The following is a 15,313-nucleotide window of genomic DNA, read 5'->3' on the forward strand; positions in this document are numbered from 1 at the left end:
AGGACAGAGCCGCCCGCCCTGCCGGACTGGCCTCTAGGCCGATATGCCCGGCCGAAGCGCTTGCATGACCGGGGCAATTCCAAGAAAAGACGATCATGACCGACGACACTTCCGACAACGCCCGCTCGGGCCGTACTCCCGGCACTGCCGATGAATTCGACCGCCGCGTCGCTCTGCGCGCGGTGGCCGCCGTTGTGCGCGGCGACGGGATCGAGGTGGACTCCGACAGCACCCCGGCGCGCTGGTCGGTCGCGGTCAACCACGTCGTCCAGATCCCCGGCACCGACCGGAAGCTGAAGCTGCGCTTCAAGGTGGCGCTCGGCCCCCTGCCGGACATCGAGGCCGACCTGTGGGGCCTGCTGACCACCGACGAGGGGTTCGGCCGGCCGCAGGCCAAGGCGCTGGGCAAGCGGGTGAAGGGCGCCTGCCTGTCCTCCCCCGCCATCGCCAAGGCGAGGGACCGGGTCGACGGCTGGTTCGCGTCGATGGCGCAGCGGGCGTCGGGCTTCGGCGAGTCCTGGCGGCCGAAGGGCTTTGCCGACGAGCTGGGCCGCGTCATCGGCTTTGGCGGCCGCATTCCGCGCCTGCAGACCCTGCTCGACGCGATGGAGGAGGCGTTCTCGACCGCCGCCGCCCGCGCCGGCCTGAAGGTTCGGCGGGAGCGGCTGGAGGACGCGTCCGGGATGGGCGTCTATCTCGACAGCTTCACCACCGCCCGCGCGATGATCCGCAAGCTGCGGCTGTATGTCGGCCCGACCAATTCGGGCAAGACCCACGCGGCGATGGACCGGCTGGCGGAGGCGGAGAGCGGCTGCTATCTGGCGCCCCTGCGCCTGCTGGCGCTGGAAGGGCAGGAGGCGCTGGAGACGCGCGGCCGGCCCTGCAGCCTCGTCACCGGCGAGGAGCGCGACGTGCGTCCGGGCGCCGCCTTCACCTCCTCCACCATCGAGATGGTGAACACGTCCAAGGTCTGGGGCGCCTGCGTCATCGACGAGATCCAGATGATCGGCGATCCTGACCGCGGCTGGGCCTGGACCCAGGCGGTGGCCGGCGTGGCGGCACCGGAAATTCTGATGACCGGCTCCGCCGACGCCATCCCCTACGTCAAGCGTCTGGCCGATGCGATGGGCGAGGAACTGGAGGTCGTCGAGTTCACCCGCAAGTCGCCGCTGCGCGTCCAGGAAGAGCGGGTGAAGCTGGAGGAGGTGAAGCCCGGCGACGCCCTGATTGCCTTCTCGCGCAAGGACGTGATGGCGCTCCGCCACGACCTGCTGGGCCGCAACCACAATGTCGCGGTGATCTACGGTGCCCTGTCGCCGGAGGTCCGCCGGGCCGAGGCGCGCCGATTCCGCGAGGGCACCGCCGACGTGCTGGTGGCGACCGACGCCATCGGCATGGGGTTGAACCTGCCGGTCGCCCGTGTCGTGCTGTCCACCACCCGCAAATATGACGGGCGGGAGGAGCGCGAGCTGACCGCGTCGGAGATCCGCCAGATCGGCGGCCGCGCCGGCCGGTTCGGGATGCATGAGGAAGGCCGCGTCGCCGTGCTGGACGGCGAGAACATCAACCCGGTGCGCCGGGCGCTGACCTCGCCGCCGGTGCCGCCGGAAGACCCGCGCTCGTGGATTTCGCCCAACCTCAGCCATGTCGAAGCCATCGCGCAGGAGCTGGACACCGATAGCCTGGCCAAGGTGCTGCGCACGGCGGGTCAGGAACTGCTGCGCGCCAACCAGACCTTCCGTATGACCGACCTGGAGCAGCGCATCCAGGCGGCAACCGCGGTCGATCGCGCCAAGCTGCCGCTGGCGCAGCGCGACATGCTGGCCCGTTGCCCGATCGACACCCGCGACCAGAACAACCTGCGCCTTCTGGGCGGCTGGGCGGTCAACCAGGGCCGGGGCATCCCCAACGCCGCCCCCGACGCGGCCGAGCGGTTCCGCCACAGCGTCGGCACCGACGTGGAACTGGAGAAGGCCGAGCGCGCGGTGAAGGAGCTGACCGCCTATGCGTGGCTGGCCTACCGCTTCCCCGACGCCTATCCCGAGATGGATTTGTGCCAGGAGCGCCGGGCGCATCTGAACGCCTTCATCGAGCGGACGCTCGCCGAGCGCTCGCTCGCCCGCGCCTGCCCGGTCTGCGGCACGCGGCTGAAGGCCAACCACCGGTTCCGCGTCTGCGACAACTGCTACAGCAGCCGCGTCGAGGAACGCCGCGGCGGCCATCGCGGCGGGCCGGCGCGCGGCAACGGCGAGAAGACCCCCGGCCACCAGCATCACTTCCACCACCCGGTGGCGAAGGAGGGTGGCCGGGACGCCGGTCGGGGCGCTCCCCGCACCGGTCGCGGCGGTCCCAAGCGGCGCGGCGCGACCCCATAAAGCGTCGCTTCAAGCCGCCGCGCTGCTGTCCCGACCCGTCTCGTGTTTCGGCCAGGTGATCTCCTCCACCGCTCCGTTCTCGCCCAGGAAGTAGCGGCGCAGCGGCGTCAGGTCGGCGCCCAGTTCATAGACCAGGGGGCGGCTGGTGGGGATCTCGAACAGCGGGATGTCCCGGTCGGCGACGTTGTCCAGATGCTTGACCAGCCCGCGCAGGCTGTTGCCGTGCGCCGATACCAGGACGCGGGCGCCCGATCGCAGTGCCGGGCTGATCGCCTCGGTCCAGAAGGGAACGACGCGGGCGGTGGTGTCCTTCAGGCTTTCGCCGCGCGGCAGGTTCGACCGGGCCAGTCCGGCATAGCGGCGGTCGGTGACGGCGGAGCGCGGATCGTCCGGCTCGATCGGCGGCGGCGGGATGTCCCAGCTGCGCCGCCACTGGAACACCTGCTCCGCCCCATGGCGTTCGGCCGTCTCCGCTTTGTTCAATCCCTGCAACGCGCCGTAATGCCGTTCGTTCAGGCGCCAGTGCTTGTGCACGGGCAGCCACAGCCGGTCCATGTCGCGCAGGACGAGGTGCAGCGTCTCGATGGCGCGGCTCAGCACCGAGGTGAAGGCGATGTCGGCATCGATGCCGGCGGACTTCAGCAGTTCCGCCGCCTGACGGGTTTCCGCGATGCCGCGGTCGGTCAGCCCGACGTCGGTCCATCCGGTGAAGCGGTCTTCCGCATTCCATACGCTCTGGCCATGGCGCAGCAGGATCAGTCGGTGCATGGCGGGTCTCCCCTTGCTTCGGCAGGCAGGTTCGGCAGGCATGTGGGCGGCGTGCCGCGGCCGGACGCATCCGGTTTGAAACAGGTCCGCAACCTGCGGGTTCCCGCGGCGGATCGCCGCAGCTGTTCGGCCGGGGCGGCCTGAACGCGGTCCGTTTCAGTCCGATTTCATGATTGCTTCCGGAGACACCAATTATGTCAGCCGCGAAATCATGGCGACATACTCGGACAATAATCGTGCGGTAGCGTCAGTGCTGTTGAAATTGCCGGCCCAGCCGGCCCCTGCGGAAGGAAAAGGGACGATGGCGGAACCGGATGCCGGAACGCAGCTCTCCTCGCACCGCACAGCGGGCCTGCCGGGCACGCCCACGCTTTCCGATTATCGCCCCAGCAACCTGACAACCTTGCGTACCGAGGCCACGATGCTGCATCATCATGACGTCATCTCCAGAGCTGTGTCGACCGACCGCGAGATCACTCTGGAGGCGCTTCGTGTGTTCACTTATCTGAGCCGGAGGCTCCATTTCGATCGCTCCGTTCCGGTGCTTCAGTCCGAGCTGGCTGATGCGCTGGGCATGCAGCGGCCCAATGTGAACCGGGCCATCAAGCTGCTGGAAACCAAGCAGATCCTTCTGCGGGAATCCAAACTGGGGCGCGCGATCACGTTCCGGCTGAATCCGGGACTGGAGGGCGGCCGGGCCTGAGTGTTTGGTCAGGGATGGAATGATCGTCGAGACCCGTGAACTGTTCTTCACAAATTCCGCCCTGAAGAAAGCCATCGCCTGGTACCAAAAGGCCCCCAACCAGACGGACCTGCCGCTGGGCGTCGTCACTTCGGTGGCGCCCAAGCCCGACGGCGGACTGTCGGTACAAATCCAGCAGAGCGGCGCCTCCAGGTCGCGGGAGGTCGTCTTCACGCCCAGCAAGACGCTGGCGCTGCTTCTGCTGTTCTGCCGCCGCCAGAAGGTTCCCATTCCCCGCGACGCCGGGAAGGAGCTTGAGGCGGCCGACGACGGATTGATCCTGATCGTGCGCGGCGAAACCGCCACCAGCGCCCCGCCGCCCTGAGCCGCAGCGGTGCTGAGCCGTTGCCGCCTTGACCCGTGACCGTCCCGGTTCCTGTCCCCCCTCCCGACACGGCCTGCCTCTGTCGAAAGCCGCCGCGCATCCAGCGCGTGCGGCTTTCTTTTGTTTTTCTCGTATGAACCTTTTGAACCTGCCCGGAAGACAAGACCGGAGCGTCTGCCCATTCACCCAATGGACGCATCGATTATGATGATGGTCATAGTCGCCAAGGTGGATCGCACTACATTTCTTCGTGTGATATTGTTCCCCGGTGCGGTAGAGCTAAGCTATTGTTCCAAAGGCATTCACCCATTGGATGATGCTCTGCCGGTCTGGCGGTCGAACATTCGGGAGATCGTAAGCTTCACCTTGTCGGGATCGGTTTTCTTCAGCTTAACCTTTGATTGTCCATGCCAGCCGGCTCGCCGCCTGCCCACGCCATTGTCGAGGACCGCTCCCTGATGACCCTTATGCACCCGAAGCCGTTGATGGGGTGCCGGCAGGTTCCGCCGGTCCTGCCGGCGCCGGCCTGACCGGACCGGGTCATCGCATCGCATGTCCGACCTCCGCATGCCGACATCCGACGGCGCCGCCGACAGCCGGCGGCGCTCCTCCACGCTTCTACGCCGGATCGCCTCTTCCCCCCGTGCGCTGCTGGCCGTCCTGTGTACGACGCTGGCCCTGCTGGGAACCGCTTCCTGGGCCGCCGTGACGGTGCTCGATTATCAGGATACGCTGGAACGGTCCGAGCAGGACGCACGGCAGGCCGCGGTCCTGTTCGACAGCCATGCGCGCGGCGTGCTGGAATCGAGCGTCAATCTGCTGGAGCGCGTCGCCGGCCGCATGGATGGCCGCGGCATTGGGGCCTGGGCCGAGCGCAGCCTTGCCGAAGCGATGGCGGTCGAGCGATTCGGCCGCATGACCCTGATCGGTGCCGATGGGTCGGTGCAGTTCGGCCCCTCCGTCGCCTTTGCGGAGCCTGAGACCGCCGACGGCCTGTCCCTGCTGGTCCGTCCCCTGCCGCCGGATGAGGAACATGCGATCCAGTCGGCGGCCGGTCACATGGCCGGACAGCCCTCCATTCTCCTTGCCCGCCGCATCCACGGCGCGACGGGCGCACTCGACGGCGCGCTGCTGGTCGCGGTGCCAGTATCGGCCCTGACCCCCGTGCTGAACGCCTTCGCCGACGACACACAGCGCGTGGTCGGGCTGTACCGTCCGGACGGCGTGCGGCTCGCCGGCGAGGTTGCTGAATCGCTTGGCATATTACCCCGGCTGGAGCCGGGTGCGGAGCGGGTGGAGGCGGAGTGGACGGTCGGTGGGGAGCGGTCGGTCCTCGGCCTGAAGCGGATGACGCGCCTGCCGGTGCTGTCGGCGGTGGCGATCCCGCGGCCGGCCGTGCTGGCACCATGGTACGCCCGGATGGAGCGCGGACTGGCTGTGATCGTCGCCGGTGTCGCGGCGCTTGCCGGACTGTCGCTGTTGGGATTGGCCAGCCTGCGGCGCGAGGCCGCAGCCCGCCATGCGCTGACCGAGGCGAACGCCCAGCTGGAACTGGCGAATGCGCAGCTCGAGCAGCGCGTGGAGGAGCGCACGGCCGCCCTCAGCTCCGCCAATCTGAAGTTGAGCCGGGCGCTGGAGGAGAAGGAGCGGGCGAACCAGGCCAAGGGCCGCTTCCTGTCGGCGGCCAACCATGATTTACGGCAGCCCTTCCAGGCGTTACGGCTGTTTCATCACATTCTGATGGAACGTCTGGCCGACCCCCGCGACCGCGGCATCGCCGAGAAGATGGGCGAAGCGCTGGATGCCGGGGAAAAGCTGCTGCATGCCCTGCTGGAGGTGGCGACGCTCGATGCCGGCGTGGTGAGGCCGCAGCTGGCCGACGTGCCGGTGTCCGCCGTGCTCGAGGAACTGGTGAACGAGTTCCGCGGGATGGCGGCGGAAAAGGGGCTGGTGCTGCGCGCGATCCCGGCCCGGATGGTAATCCGCACCGATCGGACGCTGTTGACCCGCATGCTGGGCGATCTGGTGCGCAACGCCATCCGCTTCACCGACTCCGGGCGCATCACCATAGGTTGCCGGCACCGGGGGCGTTGGCTGCGCATCGAGGTGTGGGACACCGGTGCCGGCATTCCGGCCGAACAGCTGGACAACATCTTCGAGGACTTCGTGCAGCTCGGCAATCCCGAGCGCGACCGCCGGCAGGGACTCGGCCTCGGCCTCGCCAAGGTGCGGCGCAAGGCGGCGCTGCTGGGCCATGCGGTGGAGGTGCGGTCGCTTCCCGGCCGCGGTTCCGTCTTCGCCGTCAATGTGCCGGTGGTGGGAACCGAGCGGCTGCAGGCGCCGGTGACGGTGCAGGATGCCGCACCGGCCGAAACCGGCGACCGCCTGATCCTGGTGGTGGAGGATGACCCGGTCCAGCGCGACGCCGTGCGCCTGCTGCTGGAAAGCTGGGGGCACCGCGTGATCGAAGCGGTCGACGGCGAGGCGGCGCTATCCTTGTTCGCGGAAGGTGCCGGGGAGGTGCCCGATATGCCTGATCCGGACATGATCGTCAGCGACTTCCGCCTTCCCGGCCGGTTCACCGGCGTCCAGACGGTGACGAAGGTCGGCGAACGGTTGGGCCGTGCTGTGCCGGGACTGATCCTGACCGGCGATACCGCGCCGGAGCGCATCCGCGACGCGGTGGCGACCGGTTGCCGCCTGCTGCACAAGCCGGTGACGCCGGACGATTTGCGGGACGCCATCGCCGCAATCCTATCCGAACGGCCGGCCGGCCGTTCGGCCGACGGCGGCGAACAGACGCTGGAAGACCAGTCGGCGGCCTGAATTAACCCTTTCTGAAGCCGGATGCTGCCAGACTGGTGCCGGAAAGGGAGTTCATGGGGCCATGGTGCAGAATCGCACGCTCAAGCGTCTCGACCAGACGCAGCTCGACCAGGCGGTGCGGCGGCACGAGATGTTCCGCAATGCCCGGATAGGCGGTGCCCGCGCCAACCTGTCCTTCTGCGATCTATCCGGGCTCGACCTGTCGGGCCGGGACCTTGCCCATGCGGATTTCGTCGGGGCCGGCCTGCGCGGCGCCAATCTGGCGGGGGCGCGGCTGGACTGCGCCTCCTTCTTCGTCGCCGATCTGCGGCAGGCGAATTTCGACGGCGCCAGCCTGATCAAGGCCGACCTGCGCGGCGCCTGCCTGCGCGGCGCCATCCTGGTCGGCGCCAACCTGTTCGAGGCGGATCTGCGCGACGGTTCCCTGGCCGAGAAGGACCGGTCCGGCCATCTGCACATGGTGCAGATCGACACCAACCCGGCGGAGGCGGATGGCGCCGACCTGTCCGGCGCCAACCTGACCAACGCCCGGATGTCGGGCGTCATGGCGATCCATACCGACTTTTCCGATGCGGTGATGCGCGGCTGCAAGCTGGTGCGGGCCACCATGCGCGGCGCCAACTTCACCGGTTCCAACATGGAAGGCGCCGACCTGTCCGGCGCCGACCTGCGCGGCGCCTGCCTGCGCGGGGCGGTGCTGACCGGCGCCACCATGGTGATGACCGACCTGACCGACGCCGACGTGGAGGAGGCGCTGACCGACAAGCCCGTCGGCCGCGTGGTGGCAGAACTGGGGCGGACCCTGGAGGAACTGCTGGCCGACCATATGGCCTGGGTCGGATCGAGCGGGGCGCAGGGCACTATGCTGGACCTGTCGGGCTTTGACCTGCGCCACGCGCCGTCGCTGGCCCATATGTGCCTGACGATGCTGCGGGCGCAGGGGGCGACGCTCTACGGGTTGGACCTGTCGGGCGTTCAGTTGCAGGCGGCGGTGCTGGACAAATCGGACCTGCGCGGCGCCAGCCTTGCCGACGGCGACCTGCGCGGCATCAGCCTGCGGCATGCGAAGCTGAACAACGCCAACCTGCGCAACGTCAACCTGCGGCCTCTGGTGTTCGACGAGCAGCGCTCCCGCCCCGCCGACCTGTCGGGGGCCAAGCTGCGCTACGCCGACCTCAGCGGTGCCTGCCTGCGTTCGGTCAATCTGGGCAACGCCGATCTGTCCTTCGCCAACCTGCGCGGCTGCGACCTTGCCCGCACCGACCTGACCGGGGCCAAGCTGTTCGGCGCCAAGCTGGAGCGCCGATCGCTGGCCGAGGGGGCGATCCTGGATGGGGTTGCCGGTCTGAAGCTGTAGGCAGGCCGCGCGCGGCATCAGGCCGTTGCGCGCGGCACCTTCCGGGCCAGCCGGCGCAGTTCCAGCGCGGCGCGGTCGGCGACGCGCTGCGCCTCCACCAGAATGCCGGTGAGATCGCCGACCTCCGGAGCGATCTCGCCCGCCGCGTCGGACATCGCGTCCAATTCCGCCGCCGCCTTCTCAATCAATCCGGTCACCACGCCGGCCGGTCCGGCGGCGCTGTCGAAACCAGCCATGGGAACATCCATTATTGAATTGTGGTCTTTGCCGAGTGTGTCGCATTCCCGCTTGCGGCGCAACGTCTTCTGCTGCGCCGCACAATGAGACGGGTGCTCTCGCGTTCCGGCATGGCCCGCTTGCATGGCCGTGATCGGCGACCGGCACCGTTGCGCGCCGAACGCGCCGGCACGAATTAACCTTCCTTCACGTTTTCATGGAAGACTGATCCAGTCGCCCCGTATCCCGTTGGAAAGCCGACCCTTGCCGAACACTGACTCCGCTCATCCCCCGATTTCCCGTCCCCCCAAAGCCCGTCCCCCGATGTCCATCGCCGGTCGGCCGATCGGACGGGGTCATCCGCCCTATCTGATCGCGGAGATGTCGGGAAACCACAATGGCGACCTGGGCCGTGCCCTGGCGCTGGTGGAGGCGGCGAAGGAGGCGGGGGCCGATGCGGTCAAGCTGCAGACCTACACGGCCGACACCATCACCATCGCCCATGACGGTCCGGGCTTCCGGCTGGAGGGCGGGCTGTGGGGCGGACGCACCCTGCACGACCTCTACCGCGAGGCGCACACCCCATGGGAGTGGCATGCCCCGCTGTTCGAACGGGCGCGGGCGCTGGGGCTGACCATCTTCAGCTCCCCCTTCGACGAGACCGCCATCGAACTCTTGGAGGAATTGGACGCGCCGGCCTTCAAGATCGCGTCCTTCGAGCTGATCGATTTGTCGCTGATCCGCCGCGCCGCGCGGTCGGGCAAGCCGCTGATCATGTCCACCGGCCTTGCGACCCTCGGCGAGATCGAAGAGGCGGTGGCGGCGGCCGGGGACGTGCCGCTGGCCCTGCTGCATTGCGTCAGCGGCTATCCCACGCCGCCGGAGGACTGCAATCTCTGGACGATCCCGCATCTGGCGGAGAGTTTCGGCGGCATCACCGCCGGCCTGTCGGACCACAGCCAGGGCATCGCCGTGCCGGTCGCCGCCGCTGTGATGGGCGCCACGGTGATCGAAAAGCACTTCACTTTGTCGCGCGCCGACGGCGGTGTCGACAGCGCCTTTTCCCTGGAGCCGGCGGAATTCAAGGCGATGGCCGAGGCCGTGCGGACGGCGACCGCCGCCATGGGCCGGGTCGACTACACGGTGAAGCCCAGCGAAGCCGGCGGGCGCGACTATCGCCGCTCACTCTATGTCGTCACCGATGTCGAAGCGGGTGAGCCGCTGACCGCCGCCAATGTCCGCTCCATCCGCCCCGGCTTCGGCATGGCGCCGAAACACCTGCCCGACGTGCTGGGCCGGCGTGCCGCCCGCTCCTTGCGCCGGGGGGAGCCGCTGGGCTGGGACATGCTGGCGCCGCGGCGGGAGGATGCGAATGGATAAGCCGAGCGTCGTCGCCATATCGCAGGCCCGCATGACCTCCACCCGCCTGCCGGGGAAGGTGCTGATGCCGGCCGCCGGCCGGCCGCTGCTGGCCCACCATCTGGACCGGCTGTCCCGCACCCCGGGCCTGGATGCCGTGGTGTTGGCGACGACGGTGAACGCCACCGACGATCCGGTCGTGGCATGTGCCGAAAGCCTGGGCATACAGGTCTTCCGGGGCGACGAGCAGGATGTGCTCGGCCGATTCGCCGGTGCGGCGGCCCTCGCGGGGGCGGATCTGGTGGTGCGCGTCACCGCCGACTGTCCGCTGATCGATCCGGCACTCGTCGGCCGCCTCATCGCCGCCTTCCGCGACGATCCGTCGCTGGACTATCTGTCGATCGACAGCACCCGGTATCCGCGCGGACTGGATGCGGAGATCTTCCCGCACCGCCTGCTGGATGAGGCGGCGGCCAACGCCACCGATCCAGCCGAGCGGGAGCATGTCACCCCCTACATCTACCGCCGTCCGGAGCGTTTCCGGCTGGGGACCGCACTGGTGCCGCTCGAACCGGTCGAACCGCCCGATCAGCGCTGGTGTGTGGACGAGCACGCCGACTACGAGTTGGTGCGCCGCCTGATCGAGGCTCTGCTGCCCTCCAATCCCGCCTTCGGCTGGCAGGATTGTTGCAAACTGCTTCGCGACCACCCCGATTGGATGGACATCAACCGTGCGGTCCGGCAAAAGACGCTGCACTGACGAGACACGCCCGTTCAGAAAAGGGGCCGGTCGATCGGATCCCACCGATCTGGCTTCACAAGGCCCATCAAGGAGATCAGTTTATGGATCGCAACGACTTCCTGCTCGCTCTTGACGAGATGCTTGAACTGGATCCCGGCACGCTGACCGGCGACGAGGCCCTGGAATCGCTGGAGGCCTGGGATTCGCTGGCCGTCATCAGCTTCATCGCGCTGGTCGACGAGAAGACCGGCGTGGTGGTGGAAGGCGAGAAGCTGGCCAAGGCCAAGACCGTCGCCGACCTGCTGGCCCTGGCGGGTGCCCCGGTCGCGGCCTGACCGGTGCCCCGGCCTGTTTCCAAGCCCGTTTCGGAAGGCAGCCGCCTGCGCGCCGGTGTCGCGACCGTCGCCGGCGGTCCGGCGGCCTACCTGTCGGTCGGCAGCGGCGGCGTGCCCGTCCTGCTTCTGCACGGCTTCGGCGGCGACCGCCTGACCTGGCAGTTCAACCTGTCGGCCTTGTCGTCCCGGCGGCGTGCGGTTGCCGTGGACCTGCCGGGCCATGGCGGCTCCACCCCCGACGTGGGCAGCGGCCGTGTTTCCGACTTCGCCCCCTGGCTGGTCGAATTCCTCGATGTGCTGGAACTGGCGCGGGTGCATGTGATCGGCCATTCGATGGGCGGCTACGTGGGGCGCGAACTGGCCCTGCTGGCGCCGGACCGGGTGGCGAGCCTGACCCTGCTGTCCAGCGCCGGACTGGGCACGCCCTTCGACCTCGGATTCCTCAGGCGGGCCATGGCGCCGGCCGACGTGGCGGAGGGGCGGGCCTGTGCGGCGCGCCTGTTCGCCGGCCCGTCGCCGCTGATCCCGCGCTTCGGCGAGGTGCTGCACGCGCAGGGCGCCGACCCGGTCCGCCGGGCGGGGCTGGAGCGGATCATCGACGTCTCCTTCACCGCCCATGCCGATGGCGGCCCGCCGGTGGATTGGAGCGCCTACCCGATGCCGATCCAGATCCTGTGGGGGCGTGCCGACGGGATCATCCCGCCGCCGCCCGCCGACCGGCTGCCGCCGGGCGCTCCGTTCCGGGTCTTCGACGCTGCCGGACACCTGCCGCATATCGAAGCAGCCAGCCCGGTGACTGCCGCGATCCGGGCCTTCCTGGACGGCTGCGACGATGCCCCTAGCCAGAGCTGAGCTTCCATGACCCACCATTCCGCCGCCCACCTTCCTGCCACCGGCTCCATCTTCGCCCTGATTGCCGAGGAACTCGGCCGCATCGCCGCCGACAAGGGCGAAGTGCTGCCTCCGCTGACCTCCGACAGCCGCTTCCTGGATGGCGGCCTGCCCATCGACTCCCTCGACCTCGCCACCCTGCTGGTGGTGCTGGAGCAGCGGACCGGCCAGGATCCCTTCCGCGAAGGCTTCCGCCAGTTCACCACGGTCGGAGAGCTGGCGGCGCTCTACGCCGTCCCCGCATGACCGGGCGCCGCCCCGCCTGGATCCATCCCGCCTTCCGCCTGATCGAGGGGGAGGACCGAATCGGCTGGCCGGAGCTTGCCGGGCTGGCGGTGCCGGCGGGCGGCGTGGTGCAGGCCGACAGGCCGTCGCGCGTGCTGGCGGCGCTGGCCGCCGCCGAGGAGGCGGACCGGGGACTGCTGCTGGCCCGCGGTGCCGCTGATCCGGACGGCTGGCAGCCGGGGCAGGGGTTCTCCGTCACGCTGGAAAGCTCAGGCACCACCGGAGCGCCCAAGCGCCTGTGCCACGACTTCGACCGTCTGCGCGGGCGTCTGCGCGGCGTGGCGGAGGAGGGCGCGCGCTGGCTGCTGACCTATGATCCGGGCGCCTTCGCCGGCCTTCAGGTGATGCTGACCGCGGCGGCGGCCGGGGCGCTGCTGATCGCCCTGCCCGGAGCCGTTTCCGGCGGTGGCGGCATCGCCGGTCTGGCGGAGGCGGCGCGGCGCCATGCCGTGACCCATGTCAGCGGAACGCCAAGCTTCTGGCGCGCCTTTCTGATGGCGCTGGGCGATGCCGAATTGCCGCTCCGGACGGTGACGCTGGGCGGGGAGGCGGCGGACCAGCCGCTGCTCGACCGGCTGGCGGAACGCTTTCCCGGCGCGCGCCTGCGCCATATCTACGCCTCGACCGAGGCGGGGGCGCTGTTCGCAGTCGCTGACGGCCGCGCCGGCTTCCCGGCGGCTTGGCTGGACGAGGCCCCGGACGGGCTTGCCCTGCGCATCGCGGATGGCGTGCTGGAGGTGCGCAGTCCGCGTGCGGCACCGGGCATCGCCGATGCGGAAGGCTGGCTGTCCACCGGCGATCTGGTGGAACGGCAGGACGGCCGCGTGCTGTTCGCCGGCCGGCTCGATGGGCTGGTCAATGTCGGCGGGGTGAAGGTTTCGCCGGAGGCGGTGGAGAGTCGGTTGCTGGCGGTGGGCGGGGTGGCCGATGCCGCCGTGTCGGCGGTGCCGAGCCCGATCACCGGCCATCTTCTGACCGCCACCATCGTGCCGGCGCCGGGTGTCGACGGGGAGTCGCTGCGGACCGTCCTGCGCGCGGCGACCGCCGACCTGCCGCCGGCCGCGCGCCCGCGCGCTCTGACCTTCGCCGACCATATCCCGCTGAGTCCGGCGGGCAAGAAGAGCCGAAAGGGAGCCGCATGACACCGCCCGCAGTCCTGGAACCGAAGCGTCACGTCATCGTCACCGGGGGCAGCCGCGGCCTCGGCCTTGCGCTGGTGGAGGCGCTGCTGGCCGACGGCTACCGGGTGTCCACCTGCAGCCGTTCGTCCTCCGCGGCGCTGGAGCGGCTGGCCGGCCCCGACCTGTTCTGGCGGTCCTGCCGTATCGGCGAGGGCGACGAGGTGCGCGCCTTCTTCGACGCCGCCGTCGCCTGGGGCGGCGGTTCGCTGCTGTGGGGGCTGGTCAACAATGCCGGGATCGCGCGCGAAGGCGTGCTGGCGACCTTCCCGGAAGTGGATGCCGAGGCGGTGATCCAGACCAACCTGACCGGAGCGCTGCAGGCTGCCCGCGCCTTCCTGCGCGCCAAGCTGGTGGAACGCGGTGTCGGCCCGAAAGGGGGCCGCATCGTCAACATCTCCTCGATCATCGGGCAGCGCGGCTATGTCGGGCTGGCGGCCTATTCGGCGTCGAAGGCTGGACTCGACGGCTTGACGCGGGCGCTGGCGCGCGAGGTCGGGCGGCGGGCGATCACCGTCAATTCGGTTGCGCCGGGCTATCTCGACACCGAAATGTCGGGCACCCTGTCGGACGGGCAACGCGACCAGATCGTGCGCCGCACGCCGCTCGGCCGGCTCGGTACCGCGGCGGACGTGGTGCCGCTGGTCCGGTTCCTGCTGGGCGACGGCGGCGGTTTCATCACGGGACAGACCCTTACGGTGGACGGCGGCATCACCTGTTGAGGCGGTGCCGGTCCAATCCGGGGGTGGCAGGGGAGAGGCGGAGATGGTCGCCAGCCGGATCGACGGGGTATGCGTGCGCGGCATCGTCGGCTGCGTGCCGGAAGGGCGCGAGACGGTCGAAGACCTGGCGCGCCGCTTCGGCGAGGATGCGGCGCGCCGGATCGCCGCCGCCACCGGCATCGAGGAGCGGCGGATCGCCGCCCCCGGCCAATGCACCAGCGATCTTGCCGAAGCCGCGGCGCGCAGTCTGCTCGACGGGCTGGGTTGGGAGCCCGGCAGCATCGATCTGCTGGTCCTGGTGACCCAGACCCACGATCACACACTCCCCGGCACCGCGTCGCTCCTGCATCGGCGGCTGGGGCTGCGGAAGGGTGCTGCCGTGCTGGATCTCACCCATGGCTGTTCCGGCTTCGTCTATGGGCTGTGGACCGCGGCGGGGCTGTTGAAGGCCGCCGGGCGGCGGGCGCTTCTGCTGGTCGGCGATACCACGTCCCATCTGGTCGATCCGGACGACCGCGCGGTGGCGCCGCTGTTCGGCGACGGCGCCGCCGCGACCGCTCTGGAGTTGGACGGCGCCGCGGCGCCGATGGCTTTCGACCTCGGCAGCGACGGTGCCGGCGCTCCCTACCTGACGGCGGAGGGCGGGGCGATGCGTCATCCCGACCGGCCGGCGCGTCTGTTCATGGATGGAACCCAGGTCTTCGCCTTCACCCTGCGCGAAGTGCCCGGCAGCTTGCGGGCTGCGCTCGATACCGCCGGCTGGACGATGGACATGGTCGACCACCTCGTCCTGCATCAGGCCAACGCCCAGATGATCCGCCATCTCGGCCAGAAGATGGGCGTGGCGGCGGAGCGCACGGTCGTGGCGTTGCGGGAGGTCGGCAATACCAGTTCCGCCTCCATCCCGCTGGCGATCGCCGGCGCGCTGGCGACGCCGCTTGCGGCGGGGGCGTGCCGGCTGCTGCTGTCGGGCTTCGGCGTCGGCTGGTCCTGGGGCAGTGCCGCAATCGCCGTCGGGCCGCTCGCGATGTGCGAAACGGTTGTTCTGCCCGGCAGGAAATACCCGGCAGAATCTGCCGCACCGGCAAGCCCTGCCGCCTGACCGGCAGATTCTGCCGAGAGGCCGGCAAATTTTGCCGGGTGCTTTTCTGCCTACCGGTACGGATTACCAAGGAAACCCGGCAAATTTGAA

General features: G+C 69.6%; 15 protein-coding genes. 13 read left to right on the top strand and 2 right to left on the bottom strand.

Annotated features, from left to right (window positions below):
• Positions 1-95 precede the first annotated feature (95 nt).
• A complete protein-coding gene (locus J2Y49_RS20475; RefSeq protein ID WP_310116790.1) occupies positions 96-2,375 on the top strand; it encodes a helicase-related protein in 2,280 nt (759 codons plus the stop codon).
• Positions 2,376-2,384: 9 nt separating this feature from the next.
• Here J2Y49_RS20475 and gpmA read toward each other — a convergent pair whose 3' ends face one another.
• The gene (gene gpmA, locus J2Y49_RS20480; protein ID WP_310116791.1) at positions 2,385-3,143 is read right to left on the bottom strand and encodes a 2,3-diphosphoglycerate-dependent phosphoglycerate mutase; all 759 of its coding nucleotides are present in this window, start codon (positions 3,141-3,143) and stop codon (positions 2,385-2,387) included.
• A 301-nt stretch (positions 3,144-3,444) separates the two neighbouring features.
• Here gpmA and J2Y49_RS20485 point away from each other — a divergent pair, with 301 nt between their 5' ends.
• From J2Y49_RS20485 to J2Y49_RS20500, 4 genes are all read left to right on the top strand, one after another.
• Positions 3,445-3,846 carry a helix-turn-helix domain-containing protein gene (locus tag J2Y49_RS20485; RefSeq protein WP_310116792.1) on the top strand — a complete coding sequence of 134 codons (402 nt, stop codon included), beginning with the start codon at positions 3,445-3,447 and terminating at the stop codon, positions 3,844-3,846.
• A 19-nt stretch (positions 3,847-3,865) separates the two neighbouring features.
• Entirely contained in the window at positions 3,866-4,210 is a 345-nt protein-coding gene (locus J2Y49_RS20490) for a hypothetical protein (protein ID WP_310116793.1), read from the top strand.
• Positions 4,211-4,762: 552 nt separating this feature from the next.
• Positions 4,763-7,036: an ATP-binding protein gene (locus J2Y49_RS20495; protein ID WP_310116794.1), complete on the top strand. Its 2,274-nt coding sequence runs from the start codon at positions 4,763-4,765 to the stop codon at positions 7,034-7,036.
• 61 nt (positions 7,037-7,097) lie between these two features.
• Positions 7,098-8,393 (top strand): pentapeptide repeat-containing protein, encoded by a 1,296-nt coding sequence (locus tag J2Y49_RS20500; RefSeq protein ID WP_310116795.1) that lies wholly within the window; start codon positions 7,098-7,100, stop codon positions 8,391-8,393.
• Positions 8,394-8,410: 17 nt separating this feature from the next.
• Here the strand turns inward: J2Y49_RS20500 and J2Y49_RS20505 are convergent, their stop codons facing one another.
• Entirely contained in the window at positions 8,411-8,629 is a 219-nt protein-coding gene (locus tag J2Y49_RS20505) for a hypothetical protein (protein ID WP_149228901.1), read from the bottom strand.
• Positions 8,630-8,933: 304 nt separating this feature from the next.
• Between J2Y49_RS20505 and pseI the strand changes: the two genes are divergently transcribed.
• The 8 genes from pseI to J2Y49_RS20545 all read left to right on the top strand — a co-directional run bounded on the left by pseI (position 8,934) and on the right by J2Y49_RS20545 (position 15,223).
• Positions 8,934-9,989 (top strand): pseudaminic acid synthase, encoded by a 1,056-nt coding sequence (gene pseI, locus J2Y49_RS20510; protein WP_310116797.1) that lies wholly within the window; start codon positions 8,934-8,936, stop codon positions 9,987-9,989.
• Entirely contained in the window at positions 9,982-10,728 is a 747-nt protein-coding gene (locus tag J2Y49_RS20515) for a glycosyltransferase family protein (RefSeq protein ID WP_310116798.1), read from the top strand. The genes pseI and J2Y49_RS20515 overlap by 8 nt, the downstream gene beginning before the upstream one ends.
• Positions 10,729-10,811: 83 nt before the next feature.
• Positions 10,812-11,045 (top strand): phosphopantetheine-binding protein, encoded by a 234-nt coding sequence (locus J2Y49_RS20520; RefSeq protein ID WP_310116799.1) that lies wholly within the window; start codon positions 10,812-10,814, stop codon positions 11,043-11,045.
• A gap of 3 nt (positions 11,046-11,048) precedes the next feature.
• Positions 11,049-11,897 carry an alpha/beta fold hydrolase gene (locus J2Y49_RS20525; protein WP_310116800.1) on the top strand — a complete coding sequence of 283 codons (849 nt, stop codon included), beginning with the start codon at positions 11,049-11,051 and terminating at the stop codon, positions 11,895-11,897.
• Between the two features lie 6 nt (positions 11,898-11,903).
• A complete protein-coding gene (locus J2Y49_RS20530; protein WP_310116801.1) occupies positions 11,904-12,182 on the top strand; it encodes an acyl carrier protein in 279 nt (92 codons plus the stop codon).
• Positions 12,179-13,363, top strand: coding sequence for an AMP-binding protein (locus tag J2Y49_RS20535; RefSeq protein ID WP_310116803.1), 1,185 nt, complete (start codon positions 12,179-12,181; stop codon positions 13,361-13,363). Before J2Y49_RS20530 ends, J2Y49_RS20535 begins: the two co-directional genes overlap by 4 nt.
• Complete coding sequence (locus J2Y49_RS20540) at positions 13,360-14,121, top strand: SDR family oxidoreductase (RefSeq protein ID WP_310116804.1); 762 nt, start codon at positions 13,360-13,362, stop codon at positions 14,119-14,121. Before J2Y49_RS20535 ends, J2Y49_RS20540 begins: the two co-directional genes overlap by 4 nt.
• A gap of 43 nt (positions 14,122-14,164) precedes the next feature.
• Positions 14,165-15,223 (top strand): ketoacyl-ACP synthase III, encoded by a 1,059-nt coding sequence (locus tag J2Y49_RS20545; protein WP_310116805.1) that lies wholly within the window; start codon positions 14,165-14,167, stop codon positions 15,221-15,223.
• The last annotated feature ends 90 nt before the right edge of the window (positions 15,224-15,313 follow it).

Source organism: Azospirillum sp. BE72 (assembly GCF_031455875.1).
GTDB lineage: Bacteria > Pseudomonadota > Alphaproteobacteria > Azospirillales > Azospirillaceae > Azospirillum.

Bases quoted from the DNA above. Each gene is read 5' to 3' on its own strand.
- gpmA (WP_310116791.1), bottom strand. From the start codon at position 3,143: ATGCACCGACTGATCCTGCTGCGCCATGGCCAGAGCGTATGGAATGCG.
- pseI (WP_310116797.1), top strand. From the start codon at position 8,934: ATGTCCATCGCCGGTCGGCCGATCGGACGGGGTCATCCGCCCTATCTG.
- J2Y49_RS20475 (WP_310116790.1), top strand. From the start codon at position 96: ATGACCGACGACACTTCCGACAACGCCCGCTCGGGCCGTACTCCCGGC.
- J2Y49_RS20515 (WP_310116798.1), top strand. From the start codon at position 9,982: ATGGATAAGCCGAGCGTCGTCGCCATATCGCAGGCCCGCATGACCTCC.
- J2Y49_RS20530 (WP_310116801.1), top strand. From the start codon at position 11,904: ATGACCCACCATTCCGCCGCCCACCTTCCTGCCACCGGCTCCATCTTC.
- J2Y49_RS20500 (WP_310116795.1), top strand. From the start codon at position 7,098: ATGGTGCAGAATCGCACGCTCAAGCGTCTCGACCAGACGCAGCTCGAC.
- J2Y49_RS20505 (WP_149228901.1), bottom strand. From the start codon at position 8,629: ATGGCTGGTTTCGACAGCGCCGCCGGACCGGCCGGCGTGGTGACCGGA.
- J2Y49_RS20540 (WP_310116804.1), top strand. From the start codon at position 13,360: ATGACACCGCCCGCAGTCCTGGAACCGAAGCGTCACGTCATCGTCACC.
- J2Y49_RS20495 (WP_310116794.1), top strand. From the start codon at position 4,763: ATGTCCGACCTCCGCATGCCGACATCCGACGGCGCCGCCGACAGCCGG.
- J2Y49_RS20490 (WP_310116793.1), top strand. From the start codon at position 3,866: ATGATCGTCGAGACCCGTGAACTGTTCTTCACAAATTCCGCCCTGAAG.
- J2Y49_RS20520 (WP_310116799.1), top strand. From the start codon at position 10,812: ATGGATCGCAACGACTTCCTGCTCGCTCTTGACGAGATGCTTGAACTG.
- J2Y49_RS20535 (WP_310116803.1), top strand. From the start codon at position 12,179: ATGACCGGGCGCCGCCCCGCCTGGATCCATCCCGCCTTCCGCCTGATC.
- J2Y49_RS20485 (WP_310116792.1), top strand. From the start codon at position 3,445: ATGGCGGAACCGGATGCCGGAACGCAGCTCTCCTCGCACCGCACAGCG.
- J2Y49_RS20545 (WP_310116805.1), top strand. From the start codon at position 14,165: ATGGTCGCCAGCCGGATCGACGGGGTATGCGTGCGCGGCATCGTCGGC.